Source organism: Pseudomonas sp. S60 (assembly GCF_016647865.1).
GTDB classification, from domain to species: domain Bacteria; phylum Pseudomonadota; class Gammaproteobacteria; order Pseudomonadales; family Pseudomonadaceae; genus Aquipseudomonas; species Aquipseudomonas parafulva.
The window spans coordinates 42,174-60,818 of sequence record NZ_JACVVH010000009.1; the positions used below are offsets into that span (position 1 = coordinate 42,174).

Genomic DNA, 18,645 nt, shown 5'->3' on the forward strand with positions numbered 1-18,645 from the left:
ACGAGAACGGAGAGCTTGGCCCGTTTTACTCATTGCAATAGCAGTTGAACGCTCGGAGGTTGCACATGTGGATGCCTTGGCGACGATCGCGTTTGAGCGACTCGGAGCAGATGATCACAGACTCAATCAAGGCGCTTAAAACCCTGGAGGTTCACGAGGGGAGGGTGTCGATCAATCCGTCAGAGGTACTTGGCCAGCCGGGTTATCTTGAAGCTCGAAGGCACGCCGCGGTGTTCGTAACGCGTCATCAGAATCATCAGCGGTTCGATACCTGGGGGGATGTAGACACAGTCGGCATGGAGGCGTACATGGATTACATTCGGAATGGCCTTCTTCAGATGCGAGCTGAGGGGATACCTCCAAGGCAAGCACTGCTGCGCGTCGCGGATGCATTCGGATCGTGGGTCTATTCCTGTGAACGATCAATCAAACCGTGACATTTTCAAGCCAGCGCTAAGCTGCGCCGTAACGACATTTCAGTGGGGCAAGCAAGTGGACGAACATCTCATCTCCGATATTTTGTATGGGCCAGCGCAAAGCCTGAGTGGGTCAGGCCTCAATGATGAGGGTCTCGCGCGCGTTGCTGGAGAGGACTATGCCGGGCAGGAGGTATGCGTCGTCAGGCATTGGCTCTTGCTTGATGTCCTGTTGCCCGAAGGTGAGCAGTCGCAGTTAGAGCGTGAGGGATTGCAAGCAACGGTTCTGTATGCCAACAGTATCGTGCATGACAGTCGCACACACATGAGGGGCGGAAAGGACATCATCTCGGGTTACGAGTCAGAGTCCTACGGTTGGCTCTTTCGAGCTGATGACACCACTTTCATCTTGGCCGGCCCTGGAGGTCGGAAATGCGTCAGCCTGCCAGCCATCACTGCTCTGCGTGACCATCTAGGCCGAGGCAGTTACTGAATGTGGCCTCACCACGCTGGAGGCAACAGCCACTGAAGGATCCTGATGGGTTTCATTGACGCATAGGCTAGCGACGATGAGCGATCCTGGTTCTCCTATGGCGATAGCTCCTGAAATCGCTCGCAACGAGCTCGCTTAAGCCGAGTGCCAACTCCTTACCGACTCTTTCTCCTGGCTGACCTAGCGGTATCCATGAGCGACCGCCAACACGCGACCATTGCACTTTTCGACAAGCATGTAGAGGTGATGAGTTGCAGGTATATTGATGGCCTAATGCCCTGTCGGGCTGCCAGTCAGTGTACGTGTGATGAGGGGCGGCATCCGGATGCAAGCGGTTGATCAGGAGGTTTGGCGTATTGCTAATGAGATGGAGTGCCTGGCGCCGGTACTCAGTACCTGGCTAGACAGCTATGTCCGCAAGTCGGGCATGGATGACTTGGTGAGAATAACGCCGGACTGTGTCGGAGAGCGGGCCTATGCGGCGCTGCGTGAGGCGCTGCTGGAGAAGTCGAGGAGGCACGTTTGGTACCACGACCATGGATGGCACATGGAACTGCGTAGGAGGTTGTTGGACTTCCTCCAGCGAAGATTACAGCGTCAGATCCTGGCAATCGGTCGGGGGTCAGAAGCGCTCGCTGAAGATCTGTTAGCTCATGATATAGGTGCCTGAGGCTTGGCGGATGTCTGTGGGCCGCCTTGAGTATCTTGCAGCGCTCCATCGACAAGTACTTCCTCATGGGAATGATGCTTGAGATCCGGATCGGCCCACGCCCAAAACACATCGCGCGATGTCACATCCTTGCCTCCTGACAAATTCCCTTTCAAGACGCGTAGACCGCTTCATCTAGCTCGCCGCCTTGGGGTAGTTTCTGAGAATGTCAGAGTAGGCGCACCTCTGTGTTGAAAGTCCTAGCGCTCCCGAGCTAGTGGAGGGAGTGCTAAGGCTCAACCTCCTCGACTCGGCCACCGCACGCCTCGAATTTCTCGCGATAACCAGAGCGGCAGTAATTATCTACCTTGGTGAGGCTTGGTGTAGGCGGGCAAGCATTTGGTGTGTTGGAGGTATTGAAGTGCTCGCACTGCTGAGTGGAGCGTGCCTGTGTTTCATGAAGCGAGTCGAAATTGTCTTGCAGTTTTTTGACATCGGCTTCGCACGCACTGACCTTTGCGTCTAGCTTCTTCAAGCAATCCAGGCCTTCGGGAGTGTCTGGGTTGATGTAGCGGTACTGCGTGCAGGCAGCGAGTAGCAACGACAACGACAATGACAGGGTGGCTAATCTAAGCAAATGCTGGCTCCATCAACGTTTACTGTGACCCATGCGACTTCGCTGGATGAGGTCGGTTCAGCAGCGGCACAGATCCTATGTGCTCTATACGGGCGGCCACCGTACTCTGGCAAACTGTCGATCTATCAATCGCGGTCTTTGGAGGAAATTCATGCTGACAGCTTCGGAGCTGCTGATACTGGCGCAGGAGGCACCTCAGAATCTGAGGCGCTGGTCGAGCTTCGTGGCGCAGATTGAATTCGTCTGGCAAAACCCCACTCTGGTAAAAAATGGTGGAAGGTGGCAGGCCCTCTGGTTTGAGATGGAGATCGTCAATGGCCTTGCATTGGCCGAGTGGGAGGAGGAAGGATACCCTAAGCATTGGTCGCACCGTTGGCGTGAAGGGTATGAACAGGATGCGCGAGAGTTGGTTTCGGAACTGCTGCTTCTTATCTGCCCTGAGCCTTCGGCGTAATCCGGTGCAATCAACGGATGTTGAAATCCATCGGCGCGGCAGCCAGCCTGATCGCATCAATGCGGTTCATTGAGCGACAGCTCGAACAAATTCCGAGCAGTAACCAAGATCATAGGTCGGCCATTTCACCGTGACCTGCGTTACGTTTCCGTGAATGAGCACATCCAAAGAGTCGCCGGCACCTGGCTGCGACTTGGTGTTGGAAAGGGCGCTCATACACGGCTTTTAGAAAGCCATCACCAGAGAGTCGCTAGTGCGTAAGAAGGTAACCATCGTTGAAATAGCAGCCGCTGCAGGCGTAAGCGTGAGCACGGCTGGTCGCGTGTTGAATGGCGCGTCCGGCGTGTCGCTGCAGAGACGGCGAAAGGTGCTTGAGGCCGTTCGTGAGCTGGGGGCAAGCCGGCTTCCTGTGCTGCCGGAAGGGCATAGTCTCAAGGTCTTGGTGATCCGCATGGGGCTGGACGATGATCCGTACTTCAAGCGTATGGACATGGCGTTGGATCAAGCTGCAGAGTCGCTTCCCAGCCAGATTGAGCTGGTGCGCCTGACAAACCTCTCGCCATTTGAGCTAAGCGAGCGGCTTAGAAATTTAGATTTTCGTCCGCACGGCGCAATCGTCCTTGCCTTCGACACCCTGGAAGTACGCTACGCCCTTGAACGACTGGGTCGTCAAAAAATTCCTATCGTTACCTTAACCACGGACATCAGGCTCAAGACACCGAGAAGCTTCGTCGGCATTGATAACGAGGCGGCGGGGCGGACGGCTGCTTTGATGATCAGCCGCTTTGTGCACAATCGTGGGAGGGTTCTCATGATTACAGGCTCGCAGGATTATGAGGTTCACCGGCAAAGAACCAAGGGGTTTGAGGACGCCCTGGCGGAGTATGCACCTCACTTGCAGCTTGTGGGGCCGATCGATGTTGCAGACATGAATGATCGAGCTCTTACGGCCACGCGCCAGGCGTTTTCTCGCCAAGTGGCTACTGTGGCTATTTACAACAGCGGCGGTGCGAATGAGGGCATCCGACAGGCCTTGGAGACGATCGATAGGGTGAGCAATCCTATCTGGATTACGCATGAAGCGAGCCCGCGGCATGTGAAGCTGCTTCGCAGCGGACAAGTTGCGCTGTTGATCGATCAGGATCCTTCTGCCCAAGCGCTAACTGGTCTCCAGCTGATACTGCATGCACACGGTGAGATTGCCGCGGCCCCTCGAGCTCGAGTGCCGTTTCGACTTGTTAGCGCAGAAAACTGGAGCGATCTTCCCTTGGTCGACTAAGAAACTAGGTTTTTCCCAGTGAACCCAGCGCGCTTGCCCTAGCATCTTTTAGCTGCAGCATCCGTCCCAGCTGTCTGTGATCACGTAATTCACGTGCGGGTAGTCCATGCCTGAGCTGACAAGTGCTTCAGTAAATTTTTTTTACAATGCCGCTTGGTTTTTGACCGAAATCGGTCAAAAACGCCTTGTCTTTGGGCTGTCTTCTGAAGCGACAGGCTTACCATCTGCATCGCGCCTGCTTCAACTTGTCGCACTCTCGCGATGGGTTTAGCGCAACCCTAATTTATGAGCTTGATATCGCTAATTCTCTGCTTTTTGCGGCGGATGGCATCTGCTCGAGCTCTAATCGGCGCTAATACCTTACACCGGATGTACTGCCGGTTTGTGGATAGGAAAAGAAATGCAGAAATGGTTGATACTGCTGATCCGAGTGGTCGGCGTTTTGCTAGGGCTGGCGGGAGCTGCTTTGGCGGGAGGAGGCTTTTATCTCATCACACTGGGAGGTTCGTGGTTCTACCTTCCTATTGGTCTGCTCATGCTATGCACAGGGTGGCTGACATTGAAGCGTCGGCCCGGAGCATTCTGGCTCGCTTGGCTCATGTTCGTGATCGTTGCTATTTGGGCTTACTGGGAAGTAGGCAGCGATTTCTGGCAGCTTGTTTCTCGCGTCATGATTTTCGGTGTGATTTGCTTGGTGTTGACCGCTCTGGCGCCTCAGCTCAATGCAAGCGAGCAAGGTGGCATCAAGCGTGCTCCGGCCACTATTTTGAGCGTAATAGTTGCCGTTGGTTTGATCTCGACCTTCGCATCCATGTTCCGCCCACACGCACAGGTAGAAGCTCAAGCTGACGCCAAGTTCCCGATTATTCATCCTGAAGCGGGTGATGCAGAGGGCAAAGACTGGCCGGCATGGGGTCGGAACTTGGCAGGCGATAAGTTTGCCCAGTTCGATCAGGTAAACAAGCAGAACGTGAAAGATCTGAAGGTCGCCTGGACGTACAGAACAGGCGATCTGTCGGTCGACGGTTCTGAATACCAGGTAACTCCAATCAAAATCGATGACACCTTGTACCTATGCACTCCCTTGAACAAGGTGATCGCTCTTGATCCGGTGACCGGTGCTGAGCGTTGGCGCTTCGATCCTAAGATGGAGGTCACTCGTGGCAATAAGGGTTGGAAACGATGCCGAGGTGTCAGCTACATCGACCTGGCCCCATCTGCAGGTGCCGACGGCAATTCTCAGCCCACCACTCCACAGCCTGCGGCTTGTGAGAAGCGCATCGTTAGCACAACGAACGATGCTCGACTCTTCGAAGTGGACGCCAAGACTGGTAAGGCGTGCACCGATTTTGGTGACAACGGCTTCGTGAATCTGCTGGACGGTCTGGGTGACACTGCAGCCGGCTCTTACTATCTCACCTCTGCGCCGCTGGTTGCTGATGGAGTGATCATGGTGGGGGGCAAGCTCAACGACAACATGACCGTTGGTGAGGCTTCGGGTGTAGTTCGTGGTTACGACGCGGTCACTGGCAAGCTGTTGTGGGCGTGGGATCCTTCCCGCGGTGCCGAGGACAGCAGCCCGCTGCCAGCGGGTGAGGTTTATGCCAAGGAGTCGCCGAATTTCTGGGGTACCGCTTCGTACGATCCGAAGCTGGGCCTGGCATACTTCCCGACCGGCAACCAGACTCCGGACTTCTGGACTGGCAACCGTCACAGCTACTCGGATGAATACAACGACTCGATCGTTGCCATTGAGCTGAAAACAGGCAAAGAACGCTGGCATTTCCGTACGGCTAACACCGACCAGTTTGACTACGATGTATCGTCGCAACCGATCCTGTATGACCTCCCGCTGCCAGATGGCACCGTGCGTCCAGTGGTCATTCAGCTAACCAAGCGTGGTCAGATCTTCGTCTTGGATCGCGCAACAGGCGAGCCAGTTGTACCCGTTACGTACAAGAAAGTACCTACGGATGCTATGCCAGGCATGAAGGTGGCTGACCACCAGCCATACTCCGCACTTTCAGTGGGCGTAGAGCCACTGAAGGAAAAGGACATGTGGGGTGCAACACTGTTCGATCAGATGCTCTGCCGTATCGATTTCCTGAAGATGCGCTGGGAAGGTGAATGGACTCCGCTTTCCGACCAGAAACGAACGCTCATCTGGCCAGGCTACTACGGTGGCTTTAACTGGGGTGGTGGTGCTCTGGATGCGCGTACTGGTACGTTGATCGTCAACGATATTCGTATGGCGATGTGGGGCAAATTCATCAAGCGTGAAGAGGCCAACAAAGCCGGCCTGGTGCCGTCAACCGAAGGTGAATACTCCGAGCAGTTGGGCACTCCGTGGGGTGTTGAGCGCTCGATGTTCCTGTCGCCTCTGGGAACGCCGTGCTTCAAGCCTCCGTTTGGCTCGATGACTGCCATCGATCTCGCGACCCAGAAGGTCAAGTGGCAGGTGCCGATGGGTAGCATTCAAGATGCGCCTATAAAAGGCATCGCCCCGGGCGTGTATCTGCCAATCGGCATGCCAACCCTGGGTGGCCCACTCGTCACGAAAGGTGGCCTGACGTTCTTCCACGGTTCGCTCGACTACTATGTGCGTGCACTGGACAACGATACTGGTGAAGAGCTGTGGCGTGACCGTCTGCCGGTTGGCGGCCAGGGTGTCCCGATGACCTACGTAGGCAATGACGACCAGCAGTATGTCGTGGTTGTTGCTGGTGGGGCCACTCGTACTGGTACCAACAAGAATCGCGGCGATTACGTGATTGCTTACTCCCTGAAGTCGAAAGCTGAATAAGCCCCCAAATACCAAGGTGTCGCAGTCTTTGCACTGTGATGCCTTGGTTACTTTCCGCAGCTCCATGAATGCCACCCCTAGGTTCGAAGATGAACCAGGGCTTGTGGCTGTCTTTGCCAATCACGGGGGAGACATTTGTGCAGTTTCAGGTTTTGGATTTGAATGTCGATCTTGATAAGCGAGAGATTAGCTGTGGGGGCAGCCGTGTGAGGCTCTCCTCCATACCGTTCGGTGTATTGGTTTTGCTAGCAAAGAATTGTGAAAGCATCGTGTCTAGAGAGAAACTTCTGGATGAGGTCTGGGGACTTAAATTTGACCCTGGAACAAAAGTAGTAGATGTGCAATTGACTAGGTTGAGGCGGGAGCTCAAAGATATCGGATGCAGTGCAAAAATTATGAACTCGAGGAGCGCGGGTTTCAAACTCTGCACGTGAGTAGAAAAATTCTGCTGTCGAGGGTCGCTGCGCGAGTGACTCGCGCAGCGAAGGGAAGCTGGGAGGAAAGTTAGAAACTTGACCCTACCTGCAGGCCGATCACTACCGCGTTTTCTACTTCCCTGACGTTTCCAGGGTTACGGATGTATTGGATGTTAGGCATCAAGTGAAGCCAGTTAGTAGCTTGGATTCGATAGTTTAGCTCGGCTTGGTAACTGGTATGCTGCTCTGGGATGTACGAAGGGCTGTCAAAATACACTCCGTTAACCTGGTTCTTGAATTGGGCGTTTTCTAGGTATTGATCGCTAGCGTGTACGCGCGACAGGCCAAGCCCTAGCTGATCAAGCGGGCGGAAATCAAAAGGCCCTTTATACACCAAACTGATATGCATATAGCTATCGACGGGAGTAGTTGCTTGGTCTTGAAAACTAAGGCTTGCTGCAAGCACTAGACCTCGGCTTTGATCGTTGTTCTTGCTGCTGATCTGTTGCTTTGCATTAAGCCACCAGCCGCTGCGACCATCATGGACTCTGTACTGATTCTGAGTGAGCGCTGCTGGTTGACCGTTGACGTCATTGAGTACGTCAGGACGGTTGACCGTATTCTTGAAGTATCCAACACGGTACTCACCAGGTAATTTCCCGATACGTGGTGTCCAGACAAGCTCCACCGGCACCATGGTGCCACTTGTTCCGTGTGTTCGAAGCTTTAAACCGTTGTCGTTGTCCAGGCTCGAGGGATCAACGTTGTAGGCAGCGATTTTGGCGACAAGGTCATCTGCCAATGCATACTGAAGACGAACTGCCCACGAACTGATAGGGCTGTTGTAGATGTCATTGACGTAGTTGCCAGGCTGCGAACCACAAAACGATAAATTTTGGAATGCGCAATCTGCAGTGGCGAACTCATCGCCTACTGTGAAACGCCCGATCTTTACGTTCAGTTTGTTGTCGATCCAGCCTTTCGACAGCCAGAATTGGCTTAGCCGTGTAACACTTCCTCTGCCGTGGATTTCTTGAGTCGCTCCGAAACCACCGACGCGACGGTCGTTAAGAGCATCCTCATCCAGGCCGCGACCATTGCGATTTGATAGACGGATTTCCGCTTCCGCATTTTTCCAGGACAGCAATTCCGAAAGATCTAACTTTGCACCTGCTGACCACTGATCTGCATAACGGGCGGTATGGTGGGAGGCGCCCCCATGGACATTCGCTGCAATTTCACTCAGGTAGCTGAATTCTAGATCAACACCCTGGTCAGCAAGTTCTCCCCGGGAGCCGTTCCAGTCTCCGAGCATCCAAGGCGAAGAGGGCGAGAGTGGTTCATGCGCAAGCGCCTGAGGAGTGTAAAGATTTATTAGGGCAAGAATGCTTAAGGTGGAGGTGGTGAAGGTATGGCGGAGGTACATCCATAGTTCCTATGTTTGGTTTCTGTACGTACACCTAAAGCTTAGAGGACTGCCATGGTGTTCTGCGATTTTACCAACTGGCGTACTGCAGAAAGGTTAAATTTCTCTGGTTCGTCCTGCGAGAACGTCGGCTAACAAAAAAGTTCGAGTAAATTGTTATTGCAAATAAATTTGGTACGGGTAACGCTATTCAGGCGTTGCCCCCAAGATCTATTAGTCGGGAGCCTCTGTTTCCCGCTCGTTAATCTGGTGAAATGCTCGGTAAAATTATTGATTGCAATAGCCTCCGCGATACAGGCTAAGGTCGCTGGGGAAGTTAAAAAGCTTGGTCAGTGTTGGAGTGCTTTCGGCGTAGCAATCACTGATGCCAAGACGTATGCATCCTGCATTGGATACAGCCTCTTAATCGTTTTTGAGTAAGGCGCTGCTGGATTCGAACCCGTACGGAATCGGACGCCTTGCTGCTGTAATAGCTCACCACTAGCAGTTCGTCCTCGTAAACCTCCATTTCATCAATCTTGACACGTAGTGATGATTCGATCTCGGCTAGGCGATCAGGCTCGATGCTGATGCGAAATAAATCTGCTGCGCGCTTGAGGTCAAGCTTGCGAGTCATAATGTTCACGAGTCATCTGGCCTGGGACGTCGTCTTTGCAGAGCACCTTTCTTCAGCAGTTGGCGAAAAGGATGCGTGCGAGAGATCACCCACAGGTGGTAGCGAACGGCGCCGAATAGGACTGAAACGGCCATTAATGATTCCGGTTTGAGGAGGCTTGCGAAGAGCCTTTGAGCTTCTTTCAGTCCAGCGTGGAGGAGGGCTCAAGCGGTGATCGCCCGCATTTCGATTATGGATATGTTATAACGTATCTTTTAGGCCTGTGCGTTCTGACGCTCGGGTTAACCATGAACTCGAATGACATCCATGAACTCCTTAGCATCCACTCCGTTTCTCGTATCTGCGCTATGGCTTGCCATTGCTGACTCAAGTGCTTACGCCGCAGAACCAACCTCGATTTCCCTTCCCGCTAGTACTATTGCTGCTGACCTCATCGCTGATGAGACGCAGATCGGGCTTGATGTGTCTAACACTGCCGGAAGCCGCTTGGGGCTCAGCGCGTTGGAGACGCCAGCGAGTACAACGGTTCTGACGGGGGGGAGCATCAGAAGCCACGGCGACACTACGGTGCAGGATGCTGTCGCGCGCAGTCCTGGCATTACGAGTATAGGTGCGCCCGGCGATGGCGGAACGGCGCTATCTGCCCGCGGCTTCACGGGGCAGGGGTCTGTGATGCAGCTTTTTGACGGCACTCGCCTGTACTCGGGAATGGGCTCCTCGACATTCCCCGTCGATACCTGGGCGGTCGAGCGTGTCGACGTGCTCCGAGGCCCTGCCTCGGTTCTTTACGGTGAAGGCGCCACTGGTGCTGTAGTGAATGTCATCCCGAAGAAGCCGTTTGATGGAGAGATCCGGAATCGGCTTCGCCTGGGTTACGGTTCCAACGACAGCCAGCAGGCGGCCTTGGACAGTGGTGGCTCACTAAGCGATACATTCACGTATCGACTGAATCTGAATCAGCTGCGTAGCAATGGATGGATCGATCACGGCGATTCTCAAGGCACATTCATTAGTGGCTCGCTTCGCTGGCAGGTAAACGAGGCGTTCTCGCTTCAGCTATCGCATGATTCGGGTGACCACACCCCGATGAACAATTTCGGTGTGCCCCTCGTTGATGGTCACTACAAGAGCAGTTTGCGATACAAAAACTATAACGTTGGCGGGGCTAAGCAGCATTACGATGACCAGTGGACGCGGCTGACGGCTACCTGGCAGATTTCCGATGCGGTCAGTTCTACCAATGAACTGTATTACCTGAAGTCGCGGCGTCGATGGGCTAACGCGGAAAACTACAATTGGGACACCGATAACCAGCAGCTACTGCGTAGCGGGTTCTACGGTATCAAGCACAATCAGGAGCAGGTTGGCGACCGACAAACCTTCACGATTCAGCACTCCTTATTCGGGCTGAACAGTCAGAGTCTTGTAGGGTTTGATGTCAACCGTATTCGCTTCAAGCTGACCAATAACTCTCCTTACGATGATGTGGTGACAGCTGGCGAGCCGATCGATCTGCACCACCCGAACCGGGACGGATTCCACAGTGCCTCGGAATACCTTCCACTGTCGAAAAGCGTTACCCGCCAAGCGTCGTTCTTTGCAGAAAATCGGACTGAATTGACGGAACGCCTGTCTCTCATCACCGGCTTGCGACGTGATTATGTGGATATCAACCGAGACGACCTGCGAAGCGGCTCGAGCTCCGGAAAAAATCTGATTGGAAATAATTGGAAGGTCGGCATCGTCTATGAGTTAACGCCTGATATGTCCATCTATGGTCAGCAGTCGACCAGCACCGACGGGGTAGGGGGGCTAATCAGCCTGAGCCCGAGCCAGCAACAGTTTGACCTAGCCAAAGCCCGTCAGACCGAGATGGGCTTCAAGCAAATGTTTTGGGATCAAAAGGGGTCTTGGACAGTTGCTGCCTATCACATTGTTAAAAAGAAACTTTTAACCGCAGATCCGCAAGCGCCTGGGTCGTCATTACAGGTGGGTCAGCAGTCGTCGAACGGAGTCGAAGCCAGTCTGGATCTTCAACTGCCCTATGACTGGAAGCTCCAAGCAAATGCCGCTCTGGTAAAGGCGAAGTACGACGATTTTGATCAGGCGGTGAATGGCGTTGCGGTGTCACGCAGCGGCAATCGACCGATTAATGTACCGCGACGCACTGCCAATCTCTGGCTGGATAAGGCGTTTTCGCAGGACTTGAATGCAGGGGCGGGCCTGCGCTATGTCGATGCTCGCTATGCCGACATCGCGAACATGAACAAGCTTCCCTCCTACACCGTCGTCGATGCAGCCGTTTCCTGGAAAGCCTTGAAGAACACAAAATTGGGTCTGCAGCTCAGGAACGTTTTCGACCGAGAGTATGCGAGCACGCAATACAACGAGGGGCAGCAGTGGATCCTGGGTGAGCCTCGCTCCTTCTATCTGACTGCCGACATCGACTTCTAATATGACAGGCGCCCTATTAACTATCAGGGACGTGGGCTGGACATCACCAAGGAGTGGCTCTGGCGTTGAGCCATTCACGCTCAAGAACATCTACATGCGCATCGAGTCAGGCGAATTCGTGGGGCTTATCGGGCCTAACGGAGGAGGAAAGACCAGCTTACTGCGCTGCGCCATGCGCTACAGCAAACCAGAGAGTGGCGTGGTGGGTCTGTCAGGAGATGACCTCTGGGCGCAGCCTGCGCGATGGAGTGCCCAGCGAATTGCTGTCGTTGGGCAAGAGTTTCCTTCAACCTACGGTTTAAGCGTGCGGGAAGTGGTGGCGATGGGGCGCATTCCGTACCAACGGGGATTTCAGAGCGAAAGCACCAGGGATCGGGTAACGGTCAATGATGCGCTCGAGACAATGGGCTTAGTCCACCTCCAGGATCACGACTTTGGGCTGCTCTCCGGTGGAGAAAAACAGCGGACGTTGCTTGCCCGGGCTGTGACTCAAGATCCCCAGGTACTCATCCTGGATGAACCCACCAACCACCTTGATCCCAAGCATCAGGTTGAGTTGCTGGCTCATGTCAAGAAGCTGGGCGTGGCGGTGATCGCGAGTCTTCACGATCTCAATTTAGCCGCGGCGTTTTGCGACCGTCTTTACGTTATCAAGGATGGTCGGATCACTGCCCAAGGACGCCCGTGGGATGTCCTCACGCCAGATAATTTGTTCGAGACCTACGGCGTTGAAGCCTTAGTCGATGCGCATCCCCAAATCGGGACGCCCCGTATTACTTGGAAAATCGTGTGAAACCTATCTTTACGATGGCAGTTTTGCTGGTCAGCTTGTTGGCTTCGATCACTGCCCAAGCGAGTTCATATCCAGTCACCGTTAAAAGCTGCAGCCGAAGCGTCGTCTTCACTCACCCACCTGCGCGGGCGGTCAGCCAGGACGTGAATCTGACAGAAATGATGGTCGCTCTGGGGCTGCAGTCGCACATGGTCGGCTATAGCGGCGTCACGGGCTGGAATAAACCCACCGGCGGATTGATGACCGCCCTCAAGGGATTACCGGAGGTGGCCACGCATTATCCAACCGTGGAAACACTGCTGAACGTGAACGCAGATTTCTTCTTCGCTGGCTGGAACTACGGAATGATGGTCGGAGGTGATGTCACGCCTCAGACGCTGAAGCCTCTAGGTATCCAAGTTTATGAGCTGACTGAATCCTGCTCGCTCATTGAACCAAGTGCTACAGCTAGCTTGGAGCAGGTCTACACCGACCTGGCTAACCTCGGCAAAATCTTTGATGTCGAAGATCGCGCGCAATTGCTGATCACGCAGCTACGCAAGCGTCAGCAGGCGGTTATTCATCGGGTGGTCGGAAAGAAGAAGCCTCGAGTGTTTGTTTATGACAGTGGGGAAGATCGTGCCTTCACTGCGGGCCGACAGGCTATCCCTCAAGCCTTGATTGAGACGGCTGGAGGGCGGAACGTTATGGATGGCATTAGTGCCAGTTGGACGCAGATCGGATGGGAGAGCGTGGTGGAGGCAGACCCGCAATTCATCGTCATTATTGACTACGGTGAGCGAAGCGCGGCGGAGAAGATTCAATTTCTACGTGAGAACCCCGCGTTGCAGTCTATTGAGGCAATTCAAAACAAGCGATTCGTGGTGCTTCCCTACAGTGCCATGACGCCGGGAATTCAGAACCTCGGTGCAATCGAAGCTTTGGCAGCCGCATTTGATGAAGAGCGATGATCATGGCTCCGATCAAGACCCCAGATGCTTACGCCGGGCTCCTTGTATTGCTCGCAAGCCTGATTGTGTTTGTGTGTCTAACGGCGCTCGCTATCGGAGCTGCACCGGTACCGCTCAAGGTCGCGTGGCAGGTTGTTCAAAGTCACCTACTTGGGGCTGAGCCGCTGGATGCCACATCTGGGCAGGATCACATCATCTGGTTGATCAGAGCGCCGAGGGTTGCCCTAGCTGTTCTTGTCGGAGCGGGACTCGCAATGGTTGGTGCTGCTCTCCAAGCTGTTACACGAAACTCTTTGGCGGATCCGCATCTCCTGGGAGCGACTTCCGGTGCAGCACTTGGGGCTGTCGTTGTCGTTATGTACGTAGGGGAGCTATTGGGTCAGTTCACTTTGCCGCTCGCCGCGTTTCTGGGAGCTTCAGCTTCTCTTTTGCTTGTAATGGCAATCGCTCGGAAGCACGGCACTTTCACGAGTGATCGGCTGCTGCTGAGCGGTGTAGCGGTGTCGTTTGTTTTGATGGCCGCGGCTAATCTCCTGTTGTTTCTGGGTGATCATCGTGCGAGTTCATCAGTTCTGTTCTGGATGATGGGTGGGCTTGGTGCGGCTCGCTGGGAGCTATTGTGGCTGCCGCTCTGTGTGATTGTGTTGGGAGGTCTCGCGCTTTGGGCGTGTGGGCGTTCTCTGAATGCGCTTATGGCTGGTGAACAGACGGCTGTCAGTCTGGGCGTGGACGTCCATCGAGTGCGGATTAGTGTATTTGTCATGACCTCGTGCATGACGGGTGTAATGGTGGCACTAAGCGGGTCGATCGGCTTTGTGGGGCTTATGGTTCCTCACATAGCCCGCCGGCTGGTGGGCGCCGAGCATCGACGCCTAATACCGCTCTGCGGGTTGCTCGGCGCTTTGCTTGTGGTGTCTATGGACATCGTCGCCAGGACTGTGATCGCTCCTCAGGACTTGCCAATCGGTGTTGTCTCTGCAGCGATAGGTGGGATGTTCTTTATCGTATTCATCTACCGCAGTTAAGTCTGAGCTTGGCCCGAAAAATGATACATAGCGTGCGTATGCTGCATCGTCGCTACGCTTTCGGGCCCAACCACGCAGAACACCGTTAGCGTTCGGACGTTCGTGCCGTCCCCCGCTTCATCTCATAAGTCCACCAGGCCTTCAGTGCGCTTCATATTGATCGCGGTATGCTTTCGGTGTGACACCTAGGTGCCGCTGAAATACTCTCCTCATGTGTTCTTCTGAGCCGAATCCACATTGTGCGGCGATACGCTTCAAAGCTACGTCTTCATCAGCTAGCAAACGTCGTGCGCGCTCGAGCCTCGCGCGCTCTATGAATTCAGAGGGCGAGCTTTCGGTTTGACGTTGAAAGACCCGCCGCAGGTTGCGAGTGCTCATGTTCGCCTGGGATGCAAGTGTTTCTAGAGTAAGATCCCGGCTAAGGTTTTGAAGAATCCAGATCTGTAATTCTCTTATTCCGGAATGCGGAGTCATCTGGCTACCGAGATGCTGGCTAAACTGAGACTGCCCGCCGGGACGCTTTAGATAGACGACTAGCTCTCGCGCTATGGTTAATGCCAGATCCTGTCCGAGATCCTGCTCTACTAAAGCTAGGCTCAAATCTATAGCCGCCGATACGCCGGCACACGTCCAAATCCGTCCGTTTTGAATGAAAATGGCATCAGCGTTGACATTGATTTCCGGAAATTCGGTAGCGAGCCGGGTAGCAACGCTCCAGTGAGTGGTTGCGTCAAGGCCATCCAGGACACCCGCTTGCGCGAGAAAAAAAGCCCCAGAGCAAACGCCCACGAGCCGATCAATCCGGGATGCTGCGTGTCTGCACCAATCAACGATAGGGCGATGCTGATGTACTGCTGTTGTAATGTCACGGGCGCCAACAATCAGCGCGGTGTTAGGCAGGATTCTGCTCCGCAGAGATTCCGCATCGAGTCTGGCTAACGTGTCGGATTGAATCGAGCCCGCCTCTGGCGCGACTAAGTGGAGGTCGTAAAGGGGAGGCTCGCCGCTCGCTGTCAAATGCGCATTGGCGTAGTCAAACACCGTGAGCGCACCTACAGCTTCGAGGGACTTGAAGCCGGGATAAATGACAATGTGTACGGTGTGGAGGGCCGGTGCATCGGTTAGCCTCATTGGATAGGTTCCTTGGCTGTGGCAATCGGACAGACTTCAAGCGAATGTGGCCAACCTGAGGCGGGTGGTCTTGCAGACGCAATCAGCTGTTGTATCTTTTGATACGTTATAACCTAACGGAGTACAACAATGAAAACACGTGCCGCTATCGCTTGGGGGCCTAATCAGCCACTAGAATTTGAAGAAGTTGACCTTGAGGGCCCAAAAGACGGGGAAGTGCTCGTCCGGATCGTCACGACCAGCCTTTGTCACACGGACGTCTTCACTTTGTCCGGGCGAGATCCTGAAGGGAAATTTCCTTGCATCCTCGGTCACGAGGGGGTGGGTATCGTTGAGGACGTAGGCCGCGGCGTTACGTCCGTGAAGCCAGGCGATCATGTCATTCCGCTGTATACGCCAGAAGATCCAAACTGCCCCTTCATCAAATCTGGTAAGACCAACCTTAGCCAGTCTATTCGAAAGACCCAGGGCGAAGGACTAATGCCTGATGGCACAAGTCGTTTTTCCTATAAGGGACGGACAATTTTCCACTACATGGGTACATCCACATTCAGTGAGTACACCGTTTTGCCCGAAATTGCCGTTGCTAAAATCGATCCTGCAGCTCCGCTGGCCAAGGCTTCGATTATGGGTTGTGCGATTCCGACGGGCATTGGTGCTGTCCGGAACACTGCCAAGGTTCGTCCGGGTGATACCGTTGCTGTATTCGGCCTGGGCGCTGTCGGAATGGCAGTTATCCAAGGAGCTGTTCTCCAAGGGGCGAAACGTATCATCGGCATTGACGTCAACCCCAACAAGTTCCCATTAGCCATGTCTCTTGGAGCGACTGAGTGCGTAAATCCTAGGGACTACAACGAGCCACTTCAAAACGTCATCATTGACATGACGAATGGTGGTGTAGATTTCTCTTTTGAATGTGTGGGTAATGTCGAACTCATGCGAGCCGCGCTTGAATGCTGCCATAAAGGATGGGGAGAAAGTATCATCATCGGCGTGGCCGGCGCTGGAGAAGAAATCGCTACCCGACCGTTCCAATTAGTGACTGGTCGAGTGTGGAAGGGGAGCGCTTTTGGCGGGGTATTGGGTCGGTCTGAGCTTCCAGGCATGGTTGATGAATGGCTTCGTGGTGAGATTAACGTTGATCCATACATCACTCACAATATGGATCATGAAACACTGAACCATGCATTTGACCTTCTGAAGCGTGGTGAGGCGATTCGTTCGGTAATCCATTACCAAGAGCGTGAGACACTTAGCCATGATTTGCCTGGAGTGATCATTGATCGTAACGGGCGCGTGATTCCAAAGCCGGAACTGAAGCATACACCTGCTTGAATATAGAGCGGCCCTGTCTAAGGCAGGGCCGTTCTCGTTGGGTTAGACCTGCTTGTTGTGATGTCGTAATTCTATATATATTAATGATAATTTGAGTCAACCGTATGGCCTGAGTCGGTGAGGGTAATGCAATGAAGCAAATCACAAAAGAGAAGTGTAGCTTGAGACTGACCTCCTTGAATAATCGCCAGTTAGTCGGTGCGGGAGTTTTCTTGGGAGGGTGGTTTCTTATCATAAGCTATCTAGTTATCCATCAGTCGGGTTAAAAAGCGACCGCCACTGAGTCAGTAAATGAAAAGGGATCGAAGCGGCGCGTAAAACCTTTAGTAACCCGCCACCGCTACCTCTAACCCGCAAGAGTGTTCACACTAGAGGTGCGACAGGAAGGCTGAAGGGCAGCGCCATCTCCAGGGGGAATACGCTCATCTCAAACAACTGATGAAAAATAAAGGGATGATGTTTTTTCTATTTTTCCCCTGTGTGAGTATTTTGTACACATAATTTGAATTGCAGGTCATTTCCTAGGTGCGATATGTTGTCTGGCAATATGTCGTCAGAAGAAAGTAAGGTTGAACTTCTGTGAGTGGAGGCTGGTTTATATCGCTTCTATCTCGAAGCTTTAGTTTATTGTGTAGCGATTGCGTGCGTGCTTAATTATAATATTATTTTGCTTCGTCTACTATCGAGTGATTGTGGTGGCTGATAGTGGCGGAAAGTTTGGGGGGTTTGTCTTTGGTTCTACTCAAAGCTAACGAATGTAACGGCGTGTAAGCTTGAGTACTTCAAATTTATATTGGTGGGTATGTGTGGGGCTGTGGTTGATAAGTAAATCTCTTCTAGCATGATGTGAATAGAAGGAAGTGAAATGAGACTGTCTCGTGCTGTGGTTGCACTAATGAGCTCAATTGGTTGGCTGTTCGGTAGTTCAGTGGCATGCGCGAATACGCTTAACGTTGTATCAAGCTTTACCGTACTTGCCGATGTTATCAAAAACGTAGGTGGTGATGGTGTCAAGGTGAGGAGCATTGTCCCTCCAAATGGCGATCCCCACAAATTTGAGCCCTCACCAGCTGACGCAAAATCGCTGAAGGAGGCTGATATCACATTCATCAGCGGCTTAGGATTAGAAAGTTGGTTTGAACGGCTAGCTCTGGCCTCAGGAAATCAAAATCCACCGGTCGTTGTGTCCGAAGGAATTAAGCCAATCACTTTTTCTGAAGGCCGAAAAACGAAAATAGATCCTCATGTATGGAACAGTGTGGCAAATGTTAAACTCTGGGTGACTAAGATTGAGGCGGAGTTAACCAAAGCAGATCCTAATCAAGCGAAGAAATTTAGTGATAATGCGGACTCTTACCTAGCTAAGCTTGATGCTTTAAATCAGCTCATTATCATACAGCTCGCTGAGGTACCACTTGCGCAACGAAGAGTGTTAACGAGTCATGATGCGTTTGGATATTATGCAATGGAATACGGAGTGAGTTTCCTCTCACCTCTGGGCCTTTCCACTGAGATAGAAGCATCCGCGGCTGATATAGCTACGTTGATTGACCAAATTCGACGAGAGGGGGTTAGGGTATATTTCACTGAGAACTCAAATGACTCTCGGCTTGTGTCTCAGATTGCGAATGCCACTGGAGCTAAGACAGGTGGTGTTCTTTACCCGGAATCTCTTTCAGATGAGAATGGCCCCGCATCAAACTATATTAAGCTGATGGAATACAATACGCGACAAATAGTGCGGGCGACTATGCTGTGATTTAGGCAC

13 protein-coding genes are annotated in these 18,645 nt (G+C 53.2%); 11 read left to right on the forward strand and 2 right to left on the reverse strand.

Translation table 11 applies throughout. The features are described 5' to 3' along the window. Positions 1 to 387: 387 nt before the first annotated feature. The 5 genes from IAE33_RS24885 to IAE33_RS24890 all read left to right on the forward strand — a co-directional run bounded on the left by IAE33_RS24885 (position 388) and on the right by IAE33_RS24890 (position 7,165). Entirely contained in the window at positions 388 to 909 is a 522-nt protein-coding gene (locus IAE33_RS24885; protein ID WP_442967352.1) for a DUF6957 family protein, read from the forward strand. A gap of 1,437 nt (positions 910 to 2,346) precedes the next feature. Then, positions 2,347 to 2,649 carry a hypothetical protein gene (locus IAE33_RS06680; protein WP_201162879.1) on the forward strand — a complete coding sequence of 101 codons (303 nt, stop codon included), beginning with the start codon at positions 2,347 to 2,349 and terminating at the stop codon, positions 2,647 to 2,649. Positions 2,650 to 2,902: 253 nt separating this feature from the next. Then, positions 2,903 to 3,928 carry a LacI family DNA-binding transcriptional regulator gene (locus IAE33_RS06685; RefSeq protein WP_201162880.1) on the forward strand — a complete coding sequence of 342 codons (1,026 nt, stop codon included), beginning with the start codon at positions 2,903 to 2,905 and terminating at the stop codon, positions 3,926 to 3,928. A gap of 400 nt (positions 3,929 to 4,328) precedes the next feature. After that, positions 4,329 to 6,731 (forward strand): membrane-bound PQQ-dependent dehydrogenase, glucose/quinate/shikimate family, encoded by a 2,403-nt coding sequence (locus tag IAE33_RS06690; RefSeq protein WP_201162881.1) that lies wholly within the window; start codon positions 4,329 to 4,331, stop codon positions 6,729 to 6,731. 89 nt (positions 6,732 to 6,820) lie between these two features. Continuing rightward, positions 6,821 to 7,165, forward strand: coding sequence for a winged helix-turn-helix domain-containing protein (locus IAE33_RS24890; protein WP_201162882.1), 345 nt, complete (start codon positions 6,821 to 6,823; stop codon positions 7,163 to 7,165). Positions 7,166 to 7,235: 70 nt separating this feature from the next. Here IAE33_RS24890 and IAE33_RS06700 read toward each other — a convergent pair whose 3' ends face one another. Continuing rightward, complete coding sequence (locus IAE33_RS06700) at positions 7,236 to 8,573, reverse strand: carbohydrate porin (RefSeq protein WP_201162883.1); 1,338 nt, start codon at positions 8,571 to 8,573, stop codon at positions 7,236 to 7,238. Between the two features lie 922 nt (positions 8,574 to 9,495). Here IAE33_RS06700 and IAE33_RS06705 point away from each other — a divergent pair. Genes IAE33_RS06705 through IAE33_RS06720 form a run of 4 tightly spaced genes read left to right on the forward strand, consistent with a single transcriptional unit; the run spans position 9,496 to position 14,411 of the window. Further along, entirely contained in the window at positions 9,496 to 11,643 is a 2,148-nt protein-coding gene (locus tag IAE33_RS06705; protein ID WP_201162884.1) for a TonB-dependent receptor, read from the forward strand. A 1-nt stretch (position 11,644) separates the two neighbouring features. Further along, entirely contained in the window at positions 11,645 to 12,436 is a 792-nt protein-coding gene (locus tag IAE33_RS06710; RefSeq protein ID WP_201162885.1) for an ABC transporter ATP-binding protein, read from the forward strand. Between the two features lie 14 nt (positions 12,437 to 12,450). Next, complete coding sequence (locus tag IAE33_RS06715) at positions 12,451 to 13,386, forward strand: ABC transporter substrate-binding protein (RefSeq protein WP_201162935.1); 936 nt, start codon at positions 12,451 to 12,453, stop codon at positions 13,384 to 13,386. Between the two features lie 2 nt (positions 13,387 to 13,388). Continuing rightward, positions 13,389 to 14,411: a FecCD family ABC transporter permease gene (locus tag IAE33_RS06720; protein ID WP_201162886.1), complete on the forward strand. Its 1,023-nt coding sequence runs from the start codon at positions 13,389 to 13,391 to the stop codon at positions 14,409 to 14,411. A 141-nt stretch (positions 14,412 to 14,552) separates the two neighbouring features. On the opposite strand, the gene IAE33_RS06725 is transcribed toward IAE33_RS06720, so the two are convergent. Beyond that, positions 14,553 to 15,542, reverse strand: a complete 990-nt coding sequence (locus tag IAE33_RS06725) for a GlxA family transcriptional regulator (RefSeq protein ID WP_201162887.1) — start codon at positions 15,540 to 15,542, stop codon at positions 14,553 to 14,555. 129 nt (positions 15,543 to 15,671) lie between these two features. Here IAE33_RS06725 and IAE33_RS06730 point away from each other — a divergent pair, with 129 nt between their 5' ends. Both IAE33_RS06730 and IAE33_RS06735 read left to right on the forward strand, forming a co-directional pair. Continuing rightward, positions 15,672 to 16,877 (forward strand): S-(hydroxymethyl)glutathione dehydrogenase/class III alcohol dehydrogenase, encoded by a 1,206-nt coding sequence (locus tag IAE33_RS06730; protein WP_201162888.1) that lies wholly within the window; start codon positions 15,672 to 15,674, stop codon positions 16,875 to 16,877. An 865-nt stretch (positions 16,878 to 17,742) separates the two neighbouring features. Then, entirely contained in the window at positions 17,743 to 18,636 is an 894-nt protein-coding gene (locus IAE33_RS06735; protein WP_236404041.1) for a metal ABC transporter solute-binding protein, Zn/Mn family, read from the forward strand. The last annotated feature ends 9 nt before the right edge of the window (positions 18,637 to 18,645 follow it).

Excerpts from the sequence above, each read along its gene's own strand:
- IAE33_RS24885 (WP_442967352.1), top strand. The coding sequence starts at position 388 with ATGCATTCGGATCGTGGGTCTATTCCTGTGAACGATCAATCAAACCGT.
- IAE33_RS06680 (WP_201162879.1), top strand. The coding sequence starts at position 2,347 with ATGCTGACAGCTTCGGAGCTGCTGATACTGGCGCAGGAGGCACCTCAG.
- IAE33_RS06690 (WP_201162881.1), top strand. The coding sequence starts at position 4,329 with ATGCAGAAATGGTTGATACTGCTGATCCGAGTGGTCGGCGTTTTGCTA.
- IAE33_RS24890 (WP_201162882.1), top strand. The coding sequence starts at position 6,821 with ATGAACCAGGGCTTGTGGCTGTCTTTGCCAATCACGGGGGAGACATTT.
- IAE33_RS06700 (WP_201162883.1), bottom strand. The coding sequence starts at position 8,573 with ATGTACCTCCGCCATACCTTCACCACCTCCACCTTAAGCATTCTTGCC.
- IAE33_RS06705 (WP_201162884.1), top strand. The coding sequence starts at position 9,496 with ATGAACTCCTTAGCATCCACTCCGTTTCTCGTATCTGCGCTATGGCTT.
- IAE33_RS06710 (WP_201162885.1), top strand. The coding sequence starts at position 11,645 with ATGACAGGCGCCCTATTAACTATCAGGGACGTGGGCTGGACATCACCA.
- IAE33_RS06715 (WP_201162935.1), top strand. The coding sequence starts at position 12,451 with ATGGCAGTTTTGCTGGTCAGCTTGTTGGCTTCGATCACTGCCCAAGCG.
- IAE33_RS06720 (WP_201162886.1), top strand. The coding sequence starts at position 13,389 with ATGGCTCCGATCAAGACCCCAGATGCTTACGCCGGGCTCCTTGTATTG.
- IAE33_RS06725 (WP_201162887.1), bottom strand. The coding sequence starts at position 15,542 with ATGAGGCTAACCGATGCACCGGCCCTCCACACCGTACACATTGTCATT.
- IAE33_RS06730 (WP_201162888.1), top strand. The coding sequence starts at position 15,672 with ATGAAAACACGTGCCGCTATCGCTTGGGGGCCTAATCAGCCACTAGAA.
- IAE33_RS06735 (WP_236404041.1), top strand. The coding sequence starts at position 17,743 with ATGAGACTGTCTCGTGCTGTGGTTGCACTAATGAGCTCAATTGGTTGG.